The 22,024-nt window shown below is 60.1% G+C and carries 13 protein-coding genes and 3 pseudogenes; 8 read left to right on the top strand and 8 right to left on the bottom strand.

Annotated features, from left to right (window positions below; translation table 11 throughout):
- Positions 1-353 precede the first annotated feature (353 nt).
- On the bottom strand, positions 354-1,829 hold the full coding sequence (locus AC0L16_RS27325) for an NAD-dependent succinate-semialdehyde dehydrogenase (RefSeq protein WP_473624385.1): 1,476 nt from the start codon (positions 1,827-1,829) through the stop codon (positions 354-356).
- A 617-nt stretch (positions 1,830-2,446) separates the two neighbouring features.
- Here AC0L16_RS27325 and AC0L16_RS27320 point away from each other — a divergent pair.
- From AC0L16_RS27320 to AC0L16_RS27310, 3 genes are all read left to right on the top strand, one after another.
- Positions 2,447-3,787, top strand: a complete 1,341-nt coding sequence (locus AC0L16_RS27320; protein ID WP_473624384.1) for an IS5 family transposase — start codon at positions 2,447-2,449, stop codon at positions 3,785-3,787.
- 744 nt (positions 3,788-4,531) lie between these two features.
- Positions 4,532-5,887 (top strand): aspartate aminotransferase family protein, encoded by a 1,356-nt coding sequence (locus AC0L16_RS27315; RefSeq protein WP_473624382.1) that lies wholly within the window; start codon positions 4,532-4,534, stop codon positions 5,885-5,887.
- Positions 5,878-6,057, top strand: a complete 180-nt coding sequence (locus AC0L16_RS27310) for a hypothetical protein (RefSeq protein WP_473624381.1) — start codon at positions 5,878-5,880, stop codon at positions 6,055-6,057. Before AC0L16_RS27315 ends, AC0L16_RS27310 begins: the two co-directional genes overlap by 10 nt.
- Positions 6,058-6,869: 812 nt before the next feature.
- Here the strand turns inward: AC0L16_RS27310 and AC0L16_RS27305 are convergent.
- From AC0L16_RS27305 to AC0L16_RS27295, 3 genes and pseudogenes are all read right to left on the bottom strand, one after another.
- A pseudogene (locus AC0L16_RS27305) lies at positions 6,870-8,710 on the bottom strand (type II toxin-antitoxin system HipA family toxin).
- Between the two features lie 280 nt (positions 8,711-8,990).
- Positions 8,991-10,376, bottom strand: a complete 1,386-nt coding sequence (locus tag AC0L16_RS27300; RefSeq protein WP_473624389.1) for a M16 family metallopeptidase — start codon at positions 10,374-10,376, stop codon at positions 8,991-8,993.
- Between the two features lie 4 nt (positions 10,377-10,380).
- Positions 10,381-11,940, bottom strand: a complete 1,560-nt coding sequence (locus AC0L16_RS27295) for a M16 family metallopeptidase (protein WP_473624380.1) — start codon at positions 11,938-11,940, stop codon at positions 10,381-10,383.
- 519 nt (positions 11,941-12,459) lie between these two features.
- Here AC0L16_RS27295 and AC0L16_RS27290 point away from each other — a divergent pair.
- Complete coding sequence (locus AC0L16_RS27290; protein WP_008874821.1) at positions 12,460-12,672, top strand: cold-shock protein; 213 nt, start codon at positions 12,460-12,462, stop codon at positions 12,670-12,672.
- Between the two features lie 219 nt (positions 12,673-12,891).
- A complete protein-coding gene (locus AC0L16_RS27285) occupies positions 12,892-13,725 on the top strand; it encodes a prephenate dehydratase (RefSeq protein ID WP_473624379.1) in 834 nt (277 codons plus the stop codon).
- Positions 13,726-14,119: 394 nt separating this feature from the next.
- Here AC0L16_RS27285 and hemN read toward each other — a convergent pair whose 3' ends face one another.
- The gene (hemN, locus tag AC0L16_RS27280; protein ID WP_473624378.1) at positions 14,120-15,454 is read right to left on the bottom strand and encodes an oxygen-independent coproporphyrinogen III oxidase; all 1,335 of its coding nucleotides are present in this window, start codon (positions 15,452-15,454) and stop codon (positions 14,120-14,122) included.
- Positions 15,455-15,655: 201 nt separating this feature from the next.
- The gene (locus AC0L16_RS27275; protein WP_473624387.1) at positions 15,656-16,123 is read right to left on the bottom strand and encodes a Ros/MucR family transcriptional regulator; all 468 of its coding nucleotides are present in this window, start codon (positions 16,121-16,123) and stop codon (positions 15,656-15,658) included.
- Between the two features lie 543 nt (positions 16,124-16,666).
- On the opposite strand from AC0L16_RS27275, the gene AC0L16_RS27270 reads away from it, so the two are divergent.
- The gene (locus AC0L16_RS27270; protein ID WP_473624376.1) at positions 16,667-17,704 is read left to right on the top strand and encodes a cytochrome-c peroxidase; all 1,038 of its coding nucleotides are present in this window, start codon (positions 16,667-16,669) and stop codon (positions 17,702-17,704) included.
- Between the two features lie 212 nt (positions 17,705-17,916).
- Here AC0L16_RS27270 and tdh read toward each other — a convergent pair whose 3' ends face one another.
- On the bottom strand, positions 17,917-18,969 hold the full coding sequence (gene tdh / locus AC0L16_RS27265; protein WP_473624374.1) for an L-threonine 3-dehydrogenase: 1,053 nt from the start codon (positions 18,967-18,969) through the stop codon (positions 17,917-17,919).
- Between the two features lie 110 nt (positions 18,970-19,079).
- On the opposite strand from tdh, the gene AC0L16_RS27260 reads away from it, so the two are divergent.
- Positions 19,080-19,373, top strand: coding sequence for a hypothetical protein (locus AC0L16_RS27260; RefSeq protein ID WP_473624372.1), 294 nt, complete (start codon positions 19,080-19,082; stop codon positions 19,371-19,373).
- A gap of 70 nt (positions 19,374-19,443) precedes the next feature.
- A pseudogene (locus AC0L16_RS27255) lies at positions 19,444-19,533 on the top strand (IS5/IS1182 family transposase); the annotation flags it as partial.
- Between the two features lie 111 nt (positions 19,534-19,644).
- Here AC0L16_RS27255 and metE read toward each other — a convergent pair.
- Positions 19,645-21,971 (bottom strand): annotated as a pseudogene (gene metE, locus AC0L16_RS27250) (5-methyltetrahydropteroyltriglutamate--homocysteine S-methyltransferase).
- Positions 21,972-22,024: the final 53 nt, after the last annotated feature.

Genomic DNA, 22,024 nt, shown 5'->3' with positions numbered 1-22,024 from the left:
CAAGGTGGATGTTGAATCACCGGAGAAGCTCGTCGTCACATCACAATCGATTCATCGATCACGGGACGTGCTCTAGCCGCAATCGACATCTGATCCCAATAGCGGACATTGTGCGATTCAATGACGCAGGTCGGGTCGCGCAAAGCAGACCTTGACGCAGTTCCTCGACCTGCGGGTCGAAGATTGCGGCGGGTAGCGTCCGCCGCCGAGCTTGATGGTGGCCAGCAACCTTCTCCCGCCGGGGCAGCTTGCGGAGCCGCGCGTCAGCTCCTTACCGAGGAACGATCATTACAGTTCATACATACGAAGATCGCTCGCCGGGTTACTCGGTCTGCGAAGCGCAAGCAGGTTCTTCAGATGCCGCCCATGCAGAGGTATTTCATTTCGAGGTAGTCCTCGAGGCCATGGCGGGAACCCTCTCGCCCGATGCCGGACTGCTTCATGCCGCCAAAGGGCGCCGCTTCCGAAGACATGCGCCCCGTGTTGATGCCAATTATGCCATATTCCAATGCCTCGGCCACGCGCCAGACACGCTTCAGGTTCGAGGCATAGAAATAGGCGGCGAGGCCGTAGATCGTGTCGTTGGCCTCACGCACAACCTGATCCGAATCGTGGAAGCGAATGATCGGGGCCAGCGGCCCGAAAGTCTCCTCTTGCGCAACCGCCATGATGCTGGAAATTTCGGTGAGGACTGTGGGTCTGAAGAAGGTGCCAACCCTGCCGATACGTTCGGCCCCGCATCGAATCGTGCCCCCTTTGGCAACGGCATCTGCAATGTGGGATTCAATCTTGCGCAGAGCATGGATGTCGATGAGCGGTCCGATGTCCACTCCGGCAGCGAAGCCGTCGCCAACCGATAAGTGCCGGACTTTCTCCACGAACTTCTCGACGAACTCATCGTGAACGCTCGATTGGACGTAAAGACGGTTCGCTGAAACGCAAGTCTGGCCGGCGTTGCGGAATTTCGCCTGGATCGCGCCGTCAACCGCAGCGTCGATATCGGCGTCATCAAAGACAATGAAAGGGGCATTGCCGCCGAGCTCGAGGCTGACCTTCTTGATCTGGTCCGAGCACTGGCGCATGAGCAGCCGGCCAACCTCGGTCGAGCCTGTGAAGCTGATCTTTCGGACCTTGGGGTTGGAGCAGAGTTCGCGTCCAACGCCACCACCTTCGGACGCATAGACTAGGTTGACGACGCCGTCGGGAAATCCGGCTTGATGCGCGAGGGCAAACATTGCACCTGCCACGAGCGGCGTCTGTTCAGCAGGTTTCAGCACGATCGCGCAGCCCGCCGCCAAGGCCGGCGAGATCTTGCGCGCCACCATCGACGCTGGGAAATTCCATGGCGTAATCGTGCCGACGACACCGATCGGCTGCTTGATCACCAGCATGCGACGGTCTGTCGACGGTGCGGGGATAGTCTCGCCATATATGCGATTGGCTTCTTCGGCGTACCATTGCAGATAAGCGGCCGCATGCGAAATCTCCGACTTGGCTTCGGCAAACGGCTTGCCCATCTCTGCAGTGAGGATGGCGGCAAGATCACCGGCGTGGTCGATGATCAGCTCATGCCATCGCCACAGAACGTCGCTGCGTTCTCGGGCGGTCAGAGCCGCCCATCCAGGCTGCGCTACGTAGGCCTTGTCGATCGCAGCGCGTGTCTCCTCCACACCCATGTCGGGAAGTACTGCCAGCACTTCGACGCTAGACGGGTTGAGGACCTCGAATGTCCGCTCGCTAACCAGCGTGCCGAGCGCCGGCAGGCGATCGATGGCGCCAAACAGGTCCGGGGATTTCAGGTGGCGGACCATCGGCAGGCACAGGGGCAATACTGAATTCCTCTCAAACGCTGCGGATCGTATGTCGGCAGGAGTCGGTGCATATTCCGCGCCTGGGGTTGCTTATAGGGCCTCGGCCTGATGGCTGGTAGACCATTCCACTCAACTTGAAGGGGAGAATTCTTGAGGTGTTGTGGTCGATGGCTTGCGGTTCTCATTAAGTGACAACCTGAACAATGGACATCGGCTTCCGCCCGCGCACCCAGGAACGCGAACTGGGCTGCCGGGCCCATCCTTTGCCCCCAGCGTAGGGCCGACGACCGTAATGGCGGGCTCGGCCGGAAGCAGCTCCGCAGTTGCCCTGACTTGATCGAGCAGGACCAGATCGATCAGGCTGCGCGGCGCTGACTGTTGTCGATGCCGAGCTTCTCGAGCTGCGATTCGACGTTCGGGGCTGCAATCGAGCTGGAGGGATCCAGTTTGTAGATAGTCGGCCGTGAAGAATACGGAAGCCGCTGATATCGCATAGGAATAGTCTACTTTTCAGGCTTCCGAATTGCAGGTAACGGCCAGTTTGTGGATAGTTTCCTTGCAATTCCAGTTTGCGATTTCGCCGCTTGGCGGAGCGTGATTCACTGCTTTCATCGCAGTGAATCGGGAGCCAGGCGATGGGCAGGCCACGCGAGCGGCGCGAGACTGGAGAACAGGATCTTTTCCGCGCTCGCCTTGATCAGATCCTCAACATGAACCACGAGCTGGTGCGGCTGGCCCGCACCATCGACTGGCCGGTGCTGGAGGCGCGCTTCGGTGCGGTCTATTCGGACGGTCCCGGCATGCCGCCGCTGCCGACCCGGCTGATGGCGGGGCTCGCCATCCTCAAGCACACCTTCAACCTGTCGGACGAGGCGCTGTGCGCACGCTGGGTCGAGAACCCGTATTTCCAGTATCTGTGCGGCGAGGAGTTCTTCCGCCACGACCTGCCGTTCGACCGCTCGTCGATGACGCGCTGGCGCAGCCGCATGGGCGAGGAGCGCGCGCTTTTGCAGGAAAGCCTCAGCATTGCGGTCAAGACCGGGGCGATGAAGCCGCAGGATACGCGCCGGGTCATTGTCGACACGACGGTTCAACCCAAGAACGTGATGTTCCCGACCGACGCCAAGCTCATCCATCGCGCCCGCGAGCGGCTGGTGCGGCTGGCGAAGAAGACGCGGCTCGACCTGCGTCAGTCCTATGTCCGGGTCGGCAAACAGGCGCTGATCATGTATCAGCGCTACGCCCACGCCAAGCAGTTCAAGCGGGCCAACAAGGCCCTGCGCAGGCTCAGGACGTATCTCGGCCGGACCGTTCGCGACATCTCCCGTCAGATCGCCGGCGACGCGGAGCTGGACGCGCTTTTCGAATGGTCGCTCTACCAGGCCTCCACCGTTCTCGAGCAGCGTCAGCGCCAGCGCGGCCGCAAGATCTACAGCCTGCATGCGCACGAGGTGGAATGCATCGGCAAGGGCAAGGCGCACGCGCCCTACGAGTTCGGGGTGAAGGTGTCGGTGGCCACCACGCTGAAGCGTTCAAAGGGTGGCCAGTTCGCCCTGCATGTAAAAGCGCTGCCCGGCAATCCCTATGACGGCCACACGCTCGCAGCGATCATCCCTGACATGGAAAAGACCATCGGCAACGAGATCAGCCGCATCCTCGCCGATGCCGGCTACCGCGGCCACAACGCGCCGCAAAGTCATAAGTTCAGGGTCTTCACCGCTGGTCAGAAGCGCCGCGTGACACCGGCCATCAAGCGCCAGATGCGGCGGCGATCGGCCGTCGAGCCGGTGATCGGCCCCATCAAGAACGAACACAGAATGGGCCGCAATTACCTCGCTCACACCCAAGGCGATGCGATCAACGCCATCCTGGCCGCAGCCGGTTACAACTTCTCCCTCCTGCTCAGGTGGCTGAAGGCGTTTTTGTGGCTCTTGATCGCCGCGTTCCTGAACCGGCCGAAGCAGCTTGCCGCTTAGCGATCAAGATTGTTCACGGTCGACTAGATAGCATAGGCGCCGATCGCATGTTTCTTGGTTGTCTCGAGCTCGGCCTCCATCCTTGAAGACCAGGAGACGACTTCCATGTTCTTGTATCCGGCCGTGTCCGATTGAAGACGTCTTAGGTTCGTAACCCGACACAACTGACGCGCCGGCATCCCGCCCGCGTGGCACGAATGCGTGGTTTTCTCCTTTTGATCGCGCTCGTCGGTGGCACGTCACTTGCAGGGTGACAGTTAACGGCCGGGGCCTAGAGAGTTGTTCCTCTCGATCAACCAACTGCGCGCGGAACGTGACGGTGCGCAAACTCAGGGAGGAGCTGATGCGAGTAGTCGTCGTATAGATCCATGATCACACCGGCATGATCAATCGGTTCGGACAGCCGCGCCCGGAGGTCGACAACCGCTGCGAGGTCGAAAACATGACCGCGGTACTGCGAGAGGGCGGCCACCAGACGCCGCGGTGGGACGGCGATAAAGAACTGCTCGCTTCGCTCGTGCGGTTTATGCCGCCCATCCGCAGGCCCGGCCCTCGGGAATCGCCTCCAACATGCGTACGGTATTCAGGGCGAGAAGCGGTCTCACCCACGTTCCCGCCATGCCCGGCGGGCATCCCGTACACCGGATCCGGCCCGCCCCGGCATGGCTATCGCTGTCCAGCGCCAAAAATGGCATCAAAGTTAGAGCCTCGCCATCTCGACAAAGGTAGTCAAGGAGTTCGGACATGCAGCGCATTTCAGGGCTGGGCCGCAACCGGGGAGAGGTCGTTGGGCCAAAATCTCGCGAGGAGTTTCAACGAGCGCTAAAGATCACGCCCGGCGGCAGCATGCGTGCTGCGCAGTTCTTCGCTCCCCACCCGCCCTATGCTGTGGCAGGAGCGGGCAGTTGGATCACTGACGCGGAAGGCAGCAAGGTCTTCGACTGCGCAAACAACTCCTTCTCGCTCATTCACGGCCATGCCTTTCCGCCGGTGATCGAGGCGCTGCACAAGGTCCTGGACGACGGCACCGCATTCGGGCTTCCGACCACAAGCGAGACCAGGCTCGCGGAAGCAATCACGACGCGTTCGCCGAAGCTTGAGCAGGTCCGCTTTACGAGCTCCGGCACCGAGGCTGTTATGTTCGCTGTCAAGGCCGCTCGCGCTATTACAGGGCGCCCGATGATTGCCAAGTTCGAGGGCGCATATCACGGCGCCTATGACTATGTGGAAGTGAGCCTTGATTCTGCACCAGACAACTGGGGCGATTCGTCGCCTAACAGTGTGCTCTATGCCAGTGGAACTCCCGCCTCCACCGCCGCCGATGTCCTTGTCCTTCCTTACAACGAGGCCAAGTCGTGCAGAGAGCTCATCCGTGCACACCATGAGCGCCTCGCCGCGATCCTTCTCGATCCAGTTGCTCCCCGCGTGGGCATGGTTCCGATAGAGGCGGATTTGCGGGAGGTCATCCAGGATTGCTGTAACCGCTACGGCATCCTGCTTGTGGTTGACGAGGTCGTTTCTTACCGCGTCGGTTTCCGTGGCGCCCATGACATCTTCGGCTTTGAGCCGGATCTGGTCGCTTTGGGCAAGATCATCGGCGGAGGTTTGCCCGTTGGAGCCGTAGCGGGGCCTGCGTCGCACATGGCGGTCTTCGATCACACCAAGGGCAAGCCAGCCGTGTCCCACGGCGGCACGTTCAGCGCAAACCCGCTCAGCATGACAGCTGGGCTGGTGGCACTGCAATCATACACGAAGGATGCCGTGGCCCGTCTTAACCAAATGGGCGAAACGCTTCGTAGTGAAATCATCGAGCAACTCAGAAGGCGCGAACTCCCCGCGCACGTTACCGGCGCGAGCTCCCTTTTTCGGCTCCACCTGAAGACTGAAGTGATCCGAAACTACCGGACGTCGTTCCCGAGCGCGTTGCAGAAGGCGGCGCTCGCAAAGGTGCACCTTGCAATGCTGGAACGGAGTTTTCTAATGACCACGAATTGCTCTGGCGCGCTCTCGACTACGATGAGCGAGACCGATGTCCAAGATCTAGCCGCAGCGCTGGTGGATGCCGTTCATGAAACTTGGAAACAATCTCCGTGGGACTGATCGAGCAATGGTGGAAAGCGCAGCTTCGCGGCAGCGCTCGCGTCGGCGGCTTCGCCGATACGCACGACAATAACGTCGAACGGCGCACCGACGACCGTTGCCATGTCGAGAACACGCTGCAATTCAAAGGGCGGTCATCGTTGCCGCTCGCACCCGGTCCAACAAATTAAATTCGACCGTTAGCTGCCAATTGCGCTTGGCGCAGTATGACAGCGCCTGGCGCGGCTGGTCCGGGATCGACCGGTAGTTTCAGCTTGCCTGCCGTGCACACGCGCAAATCGAGGGCCGCGCGCAAAGACACCCCATCGGCTTCGCGGTTTGACTGCAGTGAAGAGGTTTGCTTTCGTTTTTCCCGAACCTCCAGCATTCCTGCCGCTTTCTGAGATTTTGCAGGGTTGATTTGCGGCGTTTCCGAGTCCTTCTACCCAGTGTGAGCTGTTTTTGCTGGGAGCCCGCTTCCTGCACAATGGCCCGGACCTGCGCCATCAAGAAGGCTTCCATCGCGTCGTTGTAGAGGCCAAGCCCCTGCGTGGCCTCCGGCGAAGCAGAGTCTTGGCCCATACGGGTGACGATCCTTCGCGCAGAAAGGAATGCGAACATCATCAAGAATTATGATTCCAATGTGAAATTTTGAATTATTGATAAAGAACTTGTCCTTTCACGACAGAGAAAAGTTGCAAGTCCGCAGCATCGATGACTTGTCACCTGTCCACACGAGTCCTGGCGCTTCAAGAACCGCGCCTGATCACCCTTCAGCTGCCAAGCGCGATCCGCGCCCGCCCGGGCTGCGCAACCTTGACCAGCTCCGCCCGGGCGAACGCTGACCGTCGCACAGTCCATAAGGGGGTCAAAAAAGTGGACGCGGATGGAGGCCGGATTGGGAAAAGCGCAAGCTCAAACTCGAACGCGATATGGGTAGGCGGTTCCGCCAATAAGGTGTTTGGGTCTGAGAGCGGAACCAGCGTATCAGTAGATCGATCATCTACGCAATCCCTTCGATGCGTTCGTGGACAATCGCGCGCATTTGCTCCGCCATCTTCGCGCCTTGAGAGCCGTCTGATAGAGGCGGCGGCAATTCGAGGTGGTTGAGAGCGCGTGAGAGGGCTGCAACGAGATCGTCGATGCTGGTATCCGCATCGGCTGCCTTAAGGCCAGCCGTGCTCGCGAAAGCCTTGAAGTCGGCGCGCCGCAGACGATCGTCCTTGTCGTTCAGCTTGAGGGCCATCCGGTCTTTTTCGAGATGTGGAAACACGCGAGTCGTGACCGCGTCGTAGAGCGGAGCCATGCGAACTGAGCTGAACTGCGCGCTGCCGGGCTCTGCGATTTTCAGCAGTGCCATGTTCTTCAGGTGCATGTCGCCATCGGCGATCAGCCAGGCGAATAAGGATCGCTTGAGGACAAGCAGGACGTCGTCTTCGGGGGAGGTCGATAGCGGTCTTAGTGCCCGCGCGATTCGCTCCATTGTGCCGTCGTATTTTGCTTCCGTGGGCACACCGAGCACTGAGCAAAAATCCTCAAGCGCCAAAAGGCGCTTGTCGTCAAGGCTCGTTCTGATGTCGAACCGCTCGACGAGGAGCGCCGGAGGCATCCCGTCAGGCATGGGGACGAGCGCCGTCGCGGGCGTCTTGAAACCGGCCGCGCTGCCCAAAGCGAGCGACTGCCATTCGATGACCGGCAGGGCCTCAAATCCACCTGTACCGGCAGGCTTGAGGATGTGGGTGAACGGTTTGCCGGTACTGGGGGAGAGAGTACCGTCGATATCGAGGAACATCGGCGCTTTGATCTGAACGCCCGATAAACGGGGCGTATCGGTACGCTCGAAAATCTGCGCCAGATTGCGCTCGAAGCTCTGCTCCAGATCGCCCCGACCCGGCCCTGCATACTGGCCAGTGAAGATAGTATTTCTAGTGAAGCCAGTGAGCCGGGTTAGCAGGAGGTCGGGCGGCAGGGCGGAGAGATCGCTCGCACGCTCGACGATGGTGATGTTGGACATGTAGCGTTTGCCCGAGCGCAGCGTCGCGCGCTCGTCGCGGTCATTCAACACCGACTCAAGCCAGCCTTCAGGCAGCAGCGAGAGGATGAAAGGAGGGAGCTTGCCCGGCGTGGTCTGGCGAACAAGTGGCGGGCCATCCTGATCGTCTGGATTCCAGCGCCACTCAAAACCATCATGTGTGAGATTGCCGAGCGGAGCGCCGTGCCACGCTACGATCAGATCGAACGCGGCTTCATTGCGCGCAGGCTCTGCGGTCACTGGACGGCGCAGGAGGAAGCGCTCGGCGTGCTCGCCTTCGCGATACCACTGGTTTTCGCGGGCAAGCGCCCATGTCGCGTCGGCAGCGCCCTGGGCGCTGCCGTATTCTTCTATGAGGCGGTTCGCGATTGTCTCGCGCATCGCCTCATCGTGGATGCCGCGTGTTCGCTGCGCAGGCGGAAAGCTTCGAGGAAGCGCTGGCGCATCGAGGAGACGTCGATCCGGAATTCTCCCATGCCATCATCGACATTCGCTTGAGCGACTGATGGGTGGTCGGGAGCTGCGTTCTGAATGATTTCCAGCGAGCGCAAGCGCGTGCGCTGTATTCGTCGCCCGCTCAGGAACAGACGGCCATCGCGGGTCGGGCCGAGAAGGACAGCGCTCGCCGCCGAGAGGTAAGCGTTGGGATACAGGTATTTGGCGATGCGGACGGCGTGTTTGAGTATCGTGGCCTCGATATCCTCCCCGGCATCGACATAGATGCCGCGCATTAGCTGGACGAGCTTGCCCGTTTCAGCCTGATAGTGGCTGCGGGTTTTATCGATGTTTTCCCCGACGAGGTGAAGGGCCATTTTCTAACTTTCTCGTATGTGAAATACGGGAAAGTTAGCATACTGAGCTCCATACGTTAAAAAAATTGAACTTTCACGTATTTCAAATACGCGAAAGTTAATACCTTCTCGGACGTCGACGGTCTCTTGCTCGGCAATCGAACCGCCGGGCGAGAGCCTAGTCTGCGGGCGAGCAGGCAGAAATCAAGGCGTTCATCCTGCCGCACCATAGTCGAATCAGCCAAATGTATGTGGGCGGAGTCCTTCAGCATCTATTCTTAGAGCGCGGGATTATTCGCTGTCACGGGACACCAGTTAGCCGCGGGCCAACGCCCATAATGGCGGGCTCGGCCGACAGCAGTTTCTTCGCCGCCGCCCTGACCTGGTCGAGCGTCACCTGCTCGATGAGGGCAGGGCGGTGCTGGATGTAGTCTATGCCGCGCTTGTCGAGCTGCAGCCTGAGAAGCGTGGCTGAAATCGCCGTGGAGGAACCCAGATTGCTCATAGCATAGGCCCCGATCAGATACTTTTTGCTCGCTTCGAGCTCGGCCGCTGTTGGCCCGGTGTCCACCAGCTCCTTGATTACTTGTCTAATCAGGTCGAGCGTCTCCGCCGCCCTGTCGGCGCGCGTCGACGTGGTCACGACAAGCGTGTTGGAATGCTGGTGGCCTTCCAAACTAGAGGACACATCGTAGGCCAGGCCACGCTTTTCCCGCACTTCCTGGAACAGACGTGAGGTGAATGGCGAGCCTCCGAGTATATCGTTTATCAGCTGCGCGGCATAGAATTCCGGGTCGCTGCGTCCGACGCCGGGAAAGGCCAGCTGGAGCGAAGTCTGGGGCAAGGCGTATGCGACCAACGTCCACTGGCCGAGCTTCGGGGTGACATCAGGTACCTGGGCGAGCGCCTGCCTCTGAGGCAAATCGCCGAACAACTGGTCGAGCCTTGCACTCAGGGCTTTAGCATCGATGTCGCCGACAACCGCCACGTGCAGCCCCTCGCGGGCGAAAGCGGCCTTGTGGAAGGCGCTTAGATCGGCGGGCGTTATGCGGGCCAGGCTTTCCTTGGTGCCCTCGGGCGGCCTCGAATACGGATGCGCGCCGTAGAGCCTGCGCCGCCATGCATCCCTGCCGATCGCGTGAGGTTCGCGCTCGTTGGCAATAATGCCGGAGAGAAGCTGAGCGCGGATTCGGTCAAAGGGTTCCTGATCGAAGCGGGGCCTGTTCAACGCGAGCCTGATGAGATCGAAAGCGGCGTCCTGGCGCTGGGAAAGCATGCGCACCGAGCCATGGATGCCGTCAGGCCGCGCGTGGAAGCTCATCTCAGCGCCGGCATCATCGAGCCGCACCTGAAAGGTGTCGCCGCCGTGATCGCCTGCGCCCTCGTCGAACAAGCCGGTCATCAAATTGGCAAGCCCCTCCTTACCGGCCGGGTCCTGGCTGGTGCCGCCGTCAAACACGAACTGGAGCGTGACGATCGGCAGCTTATGGTCTTCCACCAGCCAGGCGGTGATCCCCTTTTCAGATTTCACCTCCTGGATGTTCGCCGCAGCACGGGCGGTACACGCTGGCAGGGTGAGGAAGAAAATAGCAAGGCAAAGGACAGCCAGCCAGGAGGCGAGGCGCCAGCCTTGTCCAAAAGGAGAGGGCAATGCCTGTGGAATGGCCCTGCGGAATTGGTTCGTCATCATATCAATTTTCCTTGGGCAGGAGATAGCCGGTGGTTGAATGGTCGGACACGAGGTAGCGGGCGGCAACGGCCTTAACCTGATCGGCCGTGACCTTGCGGATGCGGTCCGGCCATTCCTCGACGTCTTTCACATTGCCCCCTGTGGCAAGCGTGGCGCCATACATGCCAGCGACGGAGACCTGCTCGTCATGGGCGAAGATGAACGAGCGGATATAGCGGTTTTTCGTCTTCTCCAGTTCGTCGCTGGTGATGCCGTTCCTGGCGATGCGCGCTATCTCGGCGTCGACTGCGGCCTCGACATCCGCAAGCTTCGCCTTGCCGCGCGGCCAGCCGCGGATGCTGAACTTGCCAGCATCCAGCATGGTGCCCTCGAAATCAGCGTCGGCCGCTGCGGCTATGCCCTGCTTCACAACGAGCTCCTGGTACAGCCGGCTGCGGTTGCCCCCGGCGAGAATCTGTGCCAGCAGGTCCAGCGCCTCGGCTTCGCCGGGCTCGGCGGTGCGATAGGACGGCACCACCCAATATCTGGAAAAGATGGGGACCGAAACGCGGCCATCCCTTAGCGTCAATGTGCGCCTGGTGTTCTGCACCGGCTCAGACGGGCGTTCGCGTGGCGGCAGATCTGGTCCACGCGGGACCTTGCCATAGGTCTTCTCGGCCAGCGCCTTCACAGCCTCGGGCTCGACATCGCCTGCCACCACCAGCACGGCGTTGTTCGGCCAGTACTTGTCATAAAAAGCCACGGCGTCGTTGCGGTCCAGCTTCTCGATCTCGTGCATCCAGCCGATCACCGGGATCCGGTAGGGTTGGCTCTGCCAGAGCGTCGCGACGACCTCCTCATCGAGAAGCGCCTCCGGATTGTTGTCGACCCTCAAGCGACGCTCCTCGCGGACCACGTCCCGCTCGGTGTTGATGACGTCATCCGTGAGGGTGAGATTGCGCATGCGATCAGCCTCGAAGCTCATCATCTGCTCCACTGCCGAGGGCGCCACTCTTTCGTAGAAGGCAGTATAATCGTAAGAGGTGAAGGCGTTTAGCGAGCCCCCGATCTCCGCCACCGCGCGGTCCAACTCGCCGGCGCCGTGATTGGCCGTCCCTTTGAACATCAGATGCTCGAAGAAATGCGCGATGCCGGATTTGCCCGGAGGCTCGTCGGCACTGCCGACCTTGTACCACAGCATATGGGTGACGATGGGCGCGCGGTGATCGGGTATGACGACCACCTCCATGCCGTTGTCGAGCAGGAAATTCGCTATGTCATAGGCGGCCGCCGGAGACGGCGCGGTCGTCAGAAATGCCAGCGCGGTCGCAAAAAGTGCGCCCCGCAGCCAGGCAGACGGTGGCTTCGGTTGTGGTGACCGGGCGATGGACAAAGTTCGCACGGAAGTGAGTTGTCCCTCAATTTGAAGGTGCTGCGTCCCTGTCGCCCCCACTGGGAGAAGGTGGATCGGTGGGCAGCGCCGGTCCAGACGGGCCCTCACAATGCTGCCAGGCCCGGCTGGGATGTCAGTTTTGAGTAGGTCGGCGAAAGGTGGGGCGGCATTTTTCTGTGTGGGGATCATGGGACGACTCTCCTGCGCGTTTTGCATGACCCCGCAGGAACCGTGCCAGATGAGAAAGCCGTTTCGGCGATGCGATTCAACGGACTCTGTGTTGCGTACCTCCGACATTGTCCGACGTCAGACACCGCCGACTGGGGAGCGCTTGCCGCTTAAAGACGTGACTAGGTGAAATACCCTTAGGACAGCGGCGAACATGGTGGCGTTAGCGCGCGCCCGTAGTTGCTGGTCGTCCGCGTACTCTTGCTCACATCGGCCGATCGCAGGTCCCTAACAGGACTCCAAACCAGCGATAGACGCGGTTCTGGAATTTACCGGAGCGTTTCAGAACTTGTGTTTGCCATTCGAAGCGCCAGCGCGGGAGACGCTGTCCGCGACAGGCGGTCATGATGGAGCTTGCGAGCCGCTTTAGCGATTTGACCGGGCTTTTGCTATTTTAGCTTTTGCTGCCCTAAAGTCTCGGATATGAAGCGGACCTGGCTTATGGCCTGCCTACATTGAATGGTTACAAAGGAATACGCTATGGCGACTGGAACGGTGAAGTGGTTCAACAGCACCAAGGGATTCGGTTTTATCCAGCCTGACAACGGAGGTCAGGACGTTTTCGTCCACATTTCCGCTGTCGAACGAGCGGGCCTCTCGACCCTTAATGAGGGCCAGAAGATCAACTACGAGGTCGAACAGGACCGCCGTACTGGCAAATCATCCGCTGGCAGTCTCAGCAAAGCTGGCTGACCTTTTTCTGCTTCTGCCCGGCAAGAGCCGGGCAGAAGTGCCACTGACCGCGCCATAGGAGCGGGCAAGAACACGGATCCCCGCCGACTGGGGCAGCGGATTGTAGCAAGCTGCTAAGTTCTACTGCCACACGATGTTGCAAGCGAAGAGGGGCGGGTCGCAGCCCTCTTACTTTCTGCAGCAGATGCTTATCGCATTCTCGATCGAGCGTGCCGGGGAATGAACGAGCAATTCAGCCAGCCTCCAGCGATCGACACCTCCTGGATCAAGAGGGCAGGGTACATTGGCCCTGAGGGGACCTGGACCCATCAAGCCTCGCTGGACCTCTTTGGTGAGCAAGTTGAACTCGTTCCGTTCAGCGACGGATTGTTCGAAGCATATGAGAATGGCTGCGTCCACGTTGCATGCGTCCCAGCTACGACCTCTCTGGTCGGAGCCACTCCCTACCTCGACCAAGTCTTGAGCTTGAGGTCTCCCACGATTATCGCCGAGTACCCGAAGGCCCTGAGCTACAGCCTTATGGCCAGCAAGGATGCGAGTTTCTCGATGATCGCTAAGGTGGTGGGCCACCCCGTGGCCCTGCAGGAGGTGGCCGGGTGGCTCGACGAGAACATGCCCAATGTCGAGCGAGAGAGCCGTCGGGGATCGACATCCTTCGTGGCAGAGCAAAAATCTCCCTCGATAGCAGCATTTGGTCCTGCGCTTGGTGCCAAGCTGTACAATCTGCAGATATTGCGAACAGGAATTGAAGAAGGGCTGCATAACGTTACGCGGTGGTGGGTGCTCGGGCGCAGGACCCCTGCGCCGACAGGATTTGACCGGACAACACTTCACCTCCGCGTTTCAGAGCAAAATCTCAGTTGCGTCCTGAACAGCCTCTCGAAGGACAATTTAGCCGTTCTCAATGTCTATCAGCGTCCGACCTGCGAGCGGCTAGACACCCATCAGTATGTCATCGATGTCGCTGGACACGTTTTGACGCACCCGGCCCTGGCCGCGTTGGCGGAGATTGATGGCCTGAGAATTCTCGGATCTTACCCACGTCGCTATTAGTTGTGGCTAGGCTAGGCTAGTTTCCGTCCATAACCCAAAACTGTTGATCTATCACTGACGAACAAGGGGCTGCCGCATCGAACTTGATGCGATGTACACGTAATGCGCGAGCCATGGACGAGATAATCGCGCCGACGATCTTGTCGTTCCCGCCAGTTTCTTGCCTGCGAAACGGAGTATTCATAGGCACAGATGTCGACCGGCCGGGCATCTCACAAAACCAGTGACCGTTGTATGACTGTGACGCGTTGTGGGCGGCACGCTCGTCCATTCGGGAAGGTCCAACACTTCAATCCGCGCAGGGGCGCCGTGACCGGGGCCTGCGGCATTTTTACGAGCGTGCCGTTTGGCACGAGCTTATCGCTTTGGCGCCCCTCACGCTGCTTGGCTGTGCTTATGGGACAACCCGGTCGAGAAAAGCATCGAATGCGGCAGCAACAGCGCGAATCACGAAGCGATGCTCCTGCCGCACCCGGATGAGACCGTTTTCGATGTCCACTACCCCGTCCTCGGCCAGCTTCGCCAGGCGTTCAGTTGAATCGAGAAAGCGGATTGGATCGAACCCATAAGCCGCACAGATTGCCGGCACATCGGCCTCCAAATCGCACATCAGCCGCTCGATGATTGCGGCTCGCACGCGGTCTTCGTCTGTGAGCCGGTAGCCTTTTGACGTTGCCAGACGGCCACGTGCTATGTGCCGGCTGTAGGACTCGTGTGTCACGTCGTTCTGGACGTAACCATCGCCGACCCGCCCGATAGCCGACGCGCCGAAACCGATCACGGTTTTGCAGGTGTCGGCCGAGTAACCCAGCGAGTTACGCCGTAGCCGACCGCGGGTCTGCGCCAGCGTAAGTTCGTCGTCCGGCAAGGCGAAATGGTCGAGGCCGATCTCTTGGTAGCCAGCCGCAACCAGCGTATCTGCCACGGCCGCAGCCTGTTCGGCGCGGGCGACGCTGTCCGGCAGCGCAGTCTTCTCGATCAGGCGCTGATTCTTGATCACCGATGGAATATGCGCGTAGCCGAACACCGCAAGCCGGTTGGGACGCATGGCGACGGTTGCCGCCGCAGTCTGGACGCAGGACTCTACCGTCTGATTCGGGAGACCGAACATGAGATCGACGTTGATGCCGCTTACTCCATGCCGGCGCAGCTCTTCGACGGCAGCGGCCGTCTGCGCCTCGCTCTGGACCCGGTTGATGGCTTTTTGAACAATTGGATCAAAACTCTGCACCCCGAGACTCGCGCGGCTCACATTGGCTGCTCCCAGTGCCTCGGCGATCTCGCGCGTGAACGTGCGCGGGTCAATTTCGACGGCGATCGTAGCGGGCTCCCTGAACGCGAAGCGGCGGCGCAGGAGTTCGATCATGGCCAAGAATTCCGCTGCCCCGATCAGGGTCGGGGTTCCACCGCCGAAATGCACGTCGTTCACGACGAGCCTCTGCTGCACTTGCTCCGAGACCAAACGGATCTCGTCACGCAGAACGGCCACATAGTCGAGGATCGGACCCTGATTGCGGGCAATCGTGGTCGGAAAGCCGCAATACCAGCAAATCGATCGGCAGAACGGAATGTGGAGATAGAGCGACACCGGATCGTCAGCCGGCAGACCTCGTAGCCATTCCTCATAGCTTTCGGCGCCGACCGCTGCGGAGAACTCCGGCACAGTCGGATAGATGGTGTACCAAGGCAGGAGAGCCTCGCGATGTTTTTTCAGGATAGAAGTCTGCAACAGTTTCCCTCCCAAGCTGATAACTGTCCTCCTTTTACCCCTGCGATCTCCTGTGTCTCTGCGCTATGTCAATTCCATTCCGCTTCGCGCCGTGTAATCACACCGTGCAAGGAAAAGGCGGGATTTGATCCCGCCTTTCGATGTTTCGCTCACATCATGCCGATCGAGCCGCCAGCCCCACAGCGGGTCTGGATGAGGAAGTCACGCTGGTACCTTCTTTCTGGACCGCTTCTCCGGCGCCGAGACTTCAGGCTCTTTCGGTTTGCGGCCGAGTCCCATTGTCTTGGCCAGGGCAGAGCGCGCAGCCGCGTAGTTCGGCGCGACCATGGGATAGTCCGCCGGCAGACCCCATTTGGCGCGATATTCATTAGGGCTCAGCCCGTAATGGGTCGACAGATGACGCTTTAGCGATTTGAATTTCTTCCCATCCTCAAGGGAGACAATGTAGTCCGGCGTCACCGATTTTCTGATCGGGACCGCCGGCGTCAACACCGTCGGCTCTTGTGCCGGGACGCGACCGGCCGCCGTGCCCTTCAAAGCTTCGTGCACTTGGCCGATCAGGGCTGAAAGGTCCCCCACCGGAACGGGATTGTTGGAAACATAGGCTGAGACAACATCTGTGGTAAGCTGGATGAGGTTGTCGATGTTTTTGAAGTCTTCTTCTGGCATGAAACTCTCCGGTGGATTGGTCTGCGGAGCGTCGCTTCTAGTGGTGATTTCCGGTGAAAGCAACAAATGTCACGACAGGATTGTTCGTTGCTCGTCCAGGATTGAGGTCTATAGCACCACATCACGCGGTCGTGACACTGATCTGCCTGGTAGTCGCTGTCCCATAACTACGCCAGTGTTCGCCTTTCCGTTCCGATCTCGTCCGTTTGAATTGCAAAAGGAAGACGCAGAAAGCTTGTAAAGCACCATGAGCCGTGCACTCGCAGGGGGCAGAAAACCTTGCGCGTATGAAACAGGTTGGCGTTGCGGCAGCATGTGGCGATAGGCCACCGAACCGACCAAAGCCTCAGGCGAACAAACAGCGATTGCGCGCGCCCACCAATGGAATCCGCCGTCGGGCGATGGATACACCGCAGTTACTGTTTCCGCCGCTCGATTGGCTTGGTCGGCAGGCACGATTCCCTCGATCCGCTGATCTAGCGCAGGGCGTTCGCAAGCCGCATGTGGAGAATGGTTTCCGTGCACATCGTAAGGACTCCATTTATGAAAATTCTATTGCCTGCGGTGGCTGTTGTGCTTGTGGCAGCCACAGCTTTTGCTGCGCAGTCCATTCCGCCAGACCTCAGAGAAACGGCACTGGCCACCTTCAAGCCCTTGCCATTCACGCCGGCGCTCGCCAACAACCCGAGCACGCCGGAGAAGATTGCCCTCGGCAAGGCACTGTTCTTCGATCCACGCCTCTCGTCCTCAGGCGTTTTCTCCTGCAACTCGTGCCACAACCTGGCCACCGGGGGCGACGACAATCATGAAACTTCGATTGGCCATGGTTGGCAGAAGGGGCAGCGCAACGCGCCGACGGTGTTTAACTCTGTCTTCAACAAATCGCAGTTCTGGGACGGTCGCGCCGAAGACCTGAAAGCTCAGGCCAAAGGGCCGATACAGGCCGGTGTCGAAATGGCCAACACATCGCATCGAGTGGTCGAGACGTTCAGATCGATGCCGCAATATGTGGAGTGGTTCCATTCAGCTTTCCCGGATGAAGCCGATCCCATCACCTTCGAAAACGTAGCCAATGCACTCGCAGACTATGAGACGACACTGGTCACGCCGGCCCCCTTCGACGCCTTCCTCAATGGCGATGAGACCGCCATCGGTCCCAAAGAGAAACAGGGCCTGGCCCTTTTTATCGAAAAGGGCTGCTCGTCCTGCCATTCCGGTGTCAATATTGGTGGTGAAGGCTATTATCCATTCGGCCTCGTTGAGAGGCCTAGCGCCGACGTTCTGCCGGAGAACGACAAGGGACGATTTGCCGTCACCAATGTACCAGAGGATTCCTATGTTTTCCGCGTGCCGCCGCTGCGCAACGTAGCAATCACCGCGCCATACTTTCATTCGGGCAAGGTCTGGGACCTGAGAGAGGCCGTCGCTATCATGGGCACCACCCAGCTTGGCGAACAGCTAACGCAAATCGAAATCGATAGGATCGTTGCCTTCCTTCATTCGCTGACCGGAAAACGACCGGAGATCACATATCCCATCTTACCGACTGAAACGCCCACAACACCTCGGCCTCGATCCTAGCCAGTGGGAAAGCAGACGATCGCGGCGGGCCTGTGAGCATTTCCTTGCCCGATCTGGGCGAATTGCCACGAGCGTCGCCGATTTGGCCGCGATACGTCGCCGACGATTGAGCGGCGCACGTCGGGGGAGGAGCCACTGCTTTTGCACAGCGATGCCCCTCGCGCGGAGATCGACGGCAGCCAGGGTGGCGTCCCGTCAGTACCTCCGCAAAGTCACATCGGCCAATCGCCCTGCCAGTCCATCACCACCTTGCCCGAGCTGCCGCTCCTCGTCGCATCGAAGCCGGCCTGAAAATCATCAATGCCGATGCGGTGCGTGATCAGGCCGCTGACATCGAGGGGGCCCTGCACCAGCGCGATCATCTTGTACCAGGTTTCGAACATCTCGCGGCCATAGATGCCCTTGAGATGCAGCATCTTGAAGATGACCTTGTTCCAGTCGATCTCGAAGCCGGTCGGGGCGATACCGAGAATGGCGATCTTGCCGCCATTGTTCATGGCGTCGATCATGTCGCGGAAGGCGGGTGCCGCACCCGACATTTCGAGGCCGACGTCAAAACCTTCGGTCATGCCGAGCGCCGGCATGACATCGCGCAGCTTTTCCTTCGACGCGTCGACCACATGCTGGACGCCGAGTTTTTTCGCCAGCGCCAGCCGCACCGGGTTGATGTCGGTGATGACCACTTTTCGCGCGCCGACGCACTGCGCCACCAGCGCAGCCATGATGCCGATCGGCCCGGCGCCGGTGACCAGCACGTCCTCGCCGACCAGATCAAAGGACAGTGCGGTGTGAACCGCATTGCCCAGGGGATCGAAGATTGCGGCGATCTCGTCGGGCACGTCGTCGGGGATCGGCACGACGTTGTGCTGCGGGATCGCCAAAAATTCACCGAAGGCGCCCGGCCGGTTGACGCCGACGCCGAGCGTGTTGCGGCACAGATGCCCCCTGCCCGCCCGGCAGTTGCGGCAATGGCCGCAGACGATGTGGCCTTCGCCCGACACGCGCTGGCCGACCTTGTATTCGGTGACCGCGGCGCCGAAGTCGGCGACAGTGCCGACGAATTCGTGGCCGGTCACCATCGGCACCGGCACGGTCTTCTGCGCCCACTGGTCCCAATTGTAGATGTGGACGTCGGTGCCGCAGATCGCGGTCTTCTTGATCTTGATCAGAACGTCGTTCGGGCCGATTTCCGGCACCGGCACCTCTTCCATCCAGATGCCCGGCTCGGCCTTGGCCTTGACCAGCGCCTTCATCATGTTCGACATCAGATGCTCCTTACACCTTGGTTGGTTCTACTCCTCGCCGCTCCTCCGGTAGCCTAAACAACAGAAAGGTAGGCTCGGAAGCACACCCTGAGATCCTTGGATCGATCGTAATGTTGGCGGCTGCCTTTGTGTCGCGCAACACTTCACCGCGACCCGTGCGCTTGAAAAACTCTGTTTTCAGCGAACCTCAGCAGAAGCGGAGCAATCGCCATGCCAGACGCAGCCAAGTTTCAATTCAAGCGATGAGGAATGGTCGCAGCTTGCGGCTGGGCGGTATGGCTATTTTGTCGATGTCCGCCACATGCATTCCCTCGATACCGATGCTCTCGATGGTCGATCTCGCCGCCGATATCTCGATGGTGCCGGTGCACAGGCGGCATCCGCAAGCGTTCGCCCCTCGGTGAAGTGTCTGTTGACCGCTGGCTGTGTGAGAGGCTGAAGTTCATGGACAAAGCCGCCTTCCCCCATTTCGTGATCGAAATCATCCGTCCTTCGGACCGGAAGCGCTTCCAGATCCTGCCCCGCCGCTGGGCCGTCGAGCGGACCTTCGGCTGGACGACAAGGGTGGGGACTCGCACGCGTCCACCGACCTGTGCGCGGCTTTTCGATGTCGTCCTTTGTTTGAATTATCCGCGAAGCCCGCCACATGTTTGCCGGTCACAGTGGCCCAGCGGCCTACGCCTGCACTTTCTCCCGCAATGCGCATGCTGCAGCGACCATGTTGATGAGGGCAGGGCGGACCTCCTCCCATTTCCTTGTTTTGAGGCCACAGTCCGGATTCACCCACAGTTGGCCGTCCGACAGTCGCTCGCGAGCAAGTTGGGCGAGATGCAAAATCTCGCCGATCTCCGGGACACGCGGTGAGTGAATATCGTAGACGCCGGGACCGATTTCGTTCGGATATTTGGACTTGGTGAAGGCGTCCAGCAGTTCCATTTTGGAGCGCGACGTCTCGATTGAAATCACGTCCGCGTCCAGTTCAGCGATCGAGTCGATGATCTCATTGAACTCCGAATAACACATGTGGGTGTGAATTTGGGTCGCGTCCTCTACACCCGTCGAGGCGAGCCGGAAGCATTCGACAGCCCAGCCGAGATAATGTTTCCAATCGGACTTCCGCAGGGGCAAGCCTTCGCGAAACGCGGCCTCATCGATCTGGATCACCCTTGCGTCAGCTCTTTCGAGGTCGGCCACTTCATCACGGATGGCGAGTGCGATCTGGCGGCATGCCTCGGCGCGGAGTACGTCGTCGCGAACAAAAGACCAGTTAAGAACCGTCACTGGGCCAGTGAGCATGCCCTTCACCGGCTTTTTCGTCAGCGACTGGGCAAATTGCCACCAGAAGACCGTCATCGGATTGGGCCGCGAGACGTCGCCGAAGATGATGGGAGGGCGCACGAGCCGGGAGCCGTAACTTTGCACCCAGCCATGCTGGGTGAAGGCGAGGCCGGACAACTGCTCGCCGAAATGCTGCACCATGTCGTTGCGTTCAAACTCGCCATGTACCAGCACGTCCAACCCGATCTCCTCCTGCCAACGGACCGCCGCCTCGGTCTCCTTCTTCAGGAAGGCCTGGTAGTCGATATAGCTCAGCCGGCCCTTCGCATGGGCGGAGCGCGCCCTGCGCACCTCGGGCGTTGCGGGAAGGACCCGATGGTCGTCGTCGGGAACGGCGGCAGGGCGAGCGTGTCAGCCTGGACTCTCGAGCGCTTGGCAAATGCGCTCTTTCGTTGCTTCATGGCGCCGTCAATGCTGCTAACGCGCCCGTGGACGAGCGGATCATGGACCTTTGTCGACATTGCGCGCGCGGCGGCCGCCTCTTCAGAAGCCTTCAGCGCGCCTGCTACGGCCTCCCTGCCTTCGGACAAGGCTTGGGCCAGCACGAGCAGCTCTTCAGTCTTCTGGGCGGCGAATGCCAGCCACGAACGGACGTCTACATCAAGCGCGGTCTCCATCCGCAGGTCCATCGGCACATGAAGCATCGAGCAGGAAGGCGCAATTTCGACGCGGTCCAGCGGCCAACCGGCAACGACCGGCTTTATGCGGTCGAGAATGGCAGTCAGGTTCGCGCGCAAGACGTTGCGGCCGTCGATCAGGCCAAGTGAGAGCACCAGATCCTTCGGTGCGAGCTGACCAACCGTCTCCAACTGCTCGGGAGCGCGCACGAGGTCGAGATGCAGGCCCGCCAGGCCCAGCGAAAGCGCGGTCTCGAGATTGTCTCCCAGCGGCCCGAAATAGGTAGCCAGCATAATTTTCAACTTGGGCGCGGCTTTCGACAGCTGGCCGTAGGTGAATTCGAAGGCAGCTCGTTCGTTCGGGCTAAGGTCGAGCACAAGCGCCGGCTCATCAATCTGCACCCAGTCGGCCCCCGAGAGCTCCAGCCTCCGCAGGAGTTGCTCGTAGACGGGCAGCAGCCGCGGCAGGAGCGCAATGGGATTGAAACACTGGTCGGGAGACTTCGCCAGCTTGAGGAAGGTGACCGGTCCAAGGATGACCGGGCGTGTATGGATGCCGAGCTCTTTTGCCTCCAGAAAGTGATCGACTGGTTTCGTCGACGAGAGGGCGAATGTCTGATCGTCGCCCAGCTCCGGCACGATGTAGTGGTAGTTCGTGTCGAACCATTTGGTCATTTCCATCGCGGTTACGCGCTGGCCCTGAACTGCATGCCCGTGACTGGCGTGAACGCAACCCGCAGTATCGCCTTGCGTCCCGCGCGCCATCGCGAAATAGATGTCGAGCGGGACCTCGCCGCCCGTCCAGCCGTAACGGGATGGCACGGCGCCGACCATTGCTGCGGTGTCGAGCACATGGTCATAAAGTGAGAAATCGTTCGACGGGATTTTCGACACGCCGCGGTCGTGCTGCTCGCTCCAGCTGGCGGCACGGAGTGCCTTCGCCGTCGACAGAAGGTTGGCAGCAGAAGATTTTCCGGACCAGTAGCTTTCGAGCGCGAATTTCAGTTCTCGCCGGCGACCGATACGCGGCATGCCAAGCGTTGCTATGGGAACTTGCTGGGAGACATTCATTCCATACCCCGATGGTTGCGGCGGGGACA

Source organism: Mesorhizobium sp. WSM4848 (assembly GCF_055811375.1).
This window is presented reverse-complemented; position numbering and strand designations above follow the sequence as displayed.

Excerpts from the sequence above, each read along its gene's own strand:
- AC0L16_RS27320 (WP_473624384.1), top strand. The coding sequence starts at position 2,447 with ATGGGCAGGCCACGCGAGCGGCGCGAGACTGGAGAACAGGATCTTTTC.
- tdh (WP_473624374.1), bottom strand. The coding sequence starts at position 18,969 with ATGTCGAACATGATGAAGGCGCTGGTCAAGGCCAAGGCCGAGCCGGGC.
- AC0L16_RS27275 (WP_473624387.1), bottom strand. The coding sequence starts at position 16,123 with ATGCCAGAAGAAGACTTCAAAAACATCGACAACCTCATCCAGCTTACC.
- AC0L16_RS27315 (WP_473624382.1), top strand. The coding sequence starts at position 4,532 with ATGCAGCGCATTTCAGGGCTGGGCCGCAACCGGGGAGAGGTCGTTGGG.
- AC0L16_RS27285 (WP_473624379.1), top strand. The coding sequence starts at position 12,892 with ATGAACGAGCAATTCAGCCAGCCTCCAGCGATCGACACCTCCTGGATC.
- AC0L16_RS27300 (WP_473624389.1), bottom strand. The coding sequence starts at position 10,376 with ATGACGAACCAATTCCGCAGGGCCATTCCACAGGCATTGCCCTCTCCT.
- AC0L16_RS27290 (WP_008874821.1), top strand. The coding sequence starts at position 12,460 with ATGGCGACTGGAACGGTGAAGTGGTTCAACAGCACCAAGGGATTCGGT.
- AC0L16_RS27295 (WP_473624380.1), bottom strand. The coding sequence starts at position 11,940 with ATGATCCCCACACAGAAAAATGCCGCCCCACCTTTCGCCGACCTACTC.
- AC0L16_RS27270 (WP_473624376.1), top strand. The coding sequence starts at position 16,667 with ATGAAAATTCTATTGCCTGCGGTGGCTGTTGTGCTTGTGGCAGCCACA.
- AC0L16_RS27260 (WP_473624372.1), top strand. The coding sequence starts at position 19,080 with ATGTTGGCGGCTGCCTTTGTGTCGCGCAACACTTCACCGCGACCCGTG.